Origin of the sequence: Baaleninema sp. (genome assembly GCF_049974805.1) — a bacterium.
GTDB lineage: Bacteria > Cyanobacteriota > Cyanobacteriia > Cyanobacteriales > Geitlerinemataceae > Baaleninema.
Genome location: NZ_JBNGCO010000221.1, coordinates 1 through 2,372, shown reverse-complemented (window position 1 = coordinate 2,372; position 2,372 = coordinate 1). Strand labels below are relative to the sequence as shown.

General features: G+C 44.5%; 2 protein-coding genes. Both read right to left on the bottom strand.

Translation table 11 applies throughout. The annotated features are described in order from the left end of the window. Positions 1-100: 100 nt before the first annotated feature. Positions 101-1,747, bottom strand: coding sequence for a hypothetical protein (locus ACP5D4_RS21435; RefSeq protein ID WP_428013634.1), 1,647 nt, complete (start codon positions 1,745-1,747; stop codon positions 101-103). A gap of 339 nt (positions 1,748-2,086) precedes the next feature. Continuing rightward, on the bottom strand, positions 2,087-2,372 hold a 286-nt coding region (locus tag ACP5D4_RS21430), incomplete at its 5' end, for an RNA-guided endonuclease InsQ/TnpB family protein (protein ID WP_428013633.1).

Genomic DNA, 2,372 nt, shown 5'->3' with positions numbered 1-2,372 from the left:
TGATTCCGGGGTCGGATTAAGCCGGGAATTTTGTCAATCCCCTGCACCTGAATGCGTACATTTTGTAATTTGATTTTCGCGTTCAATTTTTGAGTTCAATTCAATCTGGGCGATCGCCGAAATCTTCGGTTTGAGTTTCCTCTTTTTTAAGTTCCTCGATCGCCGCTCCCAGTTCCTCAACCGCCGCCTCTTGTCCGGGTTTGGACGATCGGCGAACGTCTTCGGGAGTTAGATATCCCAAACCTTGTTTGTGGGAGTTTTTGCGATCTTGCAGGCGATGCTGAAATTCGATCGCGTCTTCGTAGGTGTAGAGGTACACGGCTCGTTTTTGGCGAGTCAATCGATCGAGAGTTTTTGTATGGGCTGCAAGTAGATCGTCTAAGGTTGTTTTGGGAGAATATTGTTGGCGTTTAATTCCTGGAACTTCGGCACTTGTATCTAAGCCTTTCAGGTTACTGGTCACGAGAAAGGTTCCATCTTCCAATTCAGATTCGAGGTCGATCGCTTTAACGTTAGGGATTAATCCGAAGATCTGCAATACCTTGATTAAGCCAGAAGTCGGCATAGCATAAATACCCACCGTCGTGCGACGATCTCGACTCAGCATCATCCGAATAAAGGTGCGGTTTTGACCGCGATTGGCTTTCGTTATCGTCACGTCTTCAATGTCGGCGAGTTTAGAAAAGCCTTGCTGTTCTAATTGATTTTGGACTCGATTGTAAAAACGGAGATCGACGTTGGGAAAATTTTGGGAATTGGCAATCACTTGAGTGCATTCGTGGCGTTTCGAGTAAATTTCTTTGTGGTAGTCGAGTGATTTTTTTGCTCGATCTCGCGTGTCCGAAGAATTGGTTTGAGGAGAAGAAGCGGAAGATCGATCGTCAATTTTTGTCAGTTTGATACCGACAAATTCAGCGACTTTTTTTGCAATCGGTAAAATATCGCTTTCGCTATAGGATTTTTTCAAATAGATATTCTTTTCCCCAGAATTGAAAACGATTTCTGCTTCGTAAAACGCACGGTAATCGTCGTCGCTGTCTTCTCCGTCGTCGCTGTCTTCTCCAATTCGGTATGTCACTGAGTCGATACTCGAAAAGGGATAGGATAAACCTTGAATTTGCAACAAGGTAGTTTTCCAATACACTAACTCGCGTTTAGATTTATCGAAATACCACGAAACTCGCAATGGCGAACCAAAGACAATCCGAAAAGCGATCGCAACAAAAATGACGGACATTAGCGAGATTCCAATGGAAGCCGGTGTCAGGCGACTATCGCGTACAATTTCGATCGATCCCGTTTCTGACTCGATAAACTGATTCAGTTTAGTAACCTGTTTTTGAATCCAGCCTCGATTACCAATGGTACAATTTGTCTGCAAGGAATCTGTAAAAAGACGTTGGCGGCTTTCATCGGTAAAAACCAGGTGAAACTCGTGTTGGTGAACGGCGTTACAATCGTCGTCTCCCGGTTTTTCGGTATATTGATATTCGGCTCGATCGACCAAGGGGAACGGTTGTGTTGGAAGCTGTTTAAAATTGAAATAGATACTTTTTTCTAGGGTACAATCGACTCGATCGACTGCAATTCGCTGACACTTCAGCGATTCGATCCCCAAAGTGGATGCGAAAGCGAACAGCATCACCAGGGGAATTCCGCCAAACATTAATCCCCACAATAGTAAGAAAGGGCTGAAACCTGACTCTCGTAAAATCAGTTGGTTGTTTGTGTGCTTGACAATTTTCATGGCAACCTCCAGAAGTCAATTCTCGTTCCGAGACGCTTCGCGAACGAATTCCAGATTTTGATGGTTAAGAAAAGTTTAAAAATTAAAGACTGGACTTGAAATCAAGATTTGGTGAGATTATAGCATCACTTTTTCCATTTTAGAGCCTAGTTGTTTTGCTCGATCGACCGTCTAAAAAAATTCATGCAAGAACTTTAGACTTTTATGCCATTTCAAAAAAGTCTAAAGAATACCTCGATTAATTCAAGCATTCACTCTATGTGTAAGTTCTGCCCATATCGATGCCAACAGCCTTACCTTGACGTTCTCCCCCGCCTGAAGGCAGGGGGATTCATCGTTCTACGAGTCTCCGTTAGCTGACAGGATCTCTCCAGCCAGCCAAGAGGGAATCTCTCCCGATGCGTGAATTCGGGTGCGCCCCACCCTACTCAATCCCAATTTAAGGATGTTAATCGCTGCGTTCGTATCGCGATCGGCAACGAAGCCACAATGGGGACAAATATGGGTTCTCGTTGATAGAGACTTCTGCACCTTTTCCCCGCAACTCGAACAGTTTTGACTCGTGTTGTAGGGCGGTACGGCAATGGCTATCTTCCCGTATTTGTCCGCAAAGTATTCAAGCCAA

Excerpts from the sequence above, each read along its gene's own strand:
- ACP5D4_RS21435 (WP_428013634.1), bottom strand. The coding sequence starts at position 1,747 with ATGAAAATTGTCAAGCACACAAACAACCAACTGATTTTACGAGAGTCA.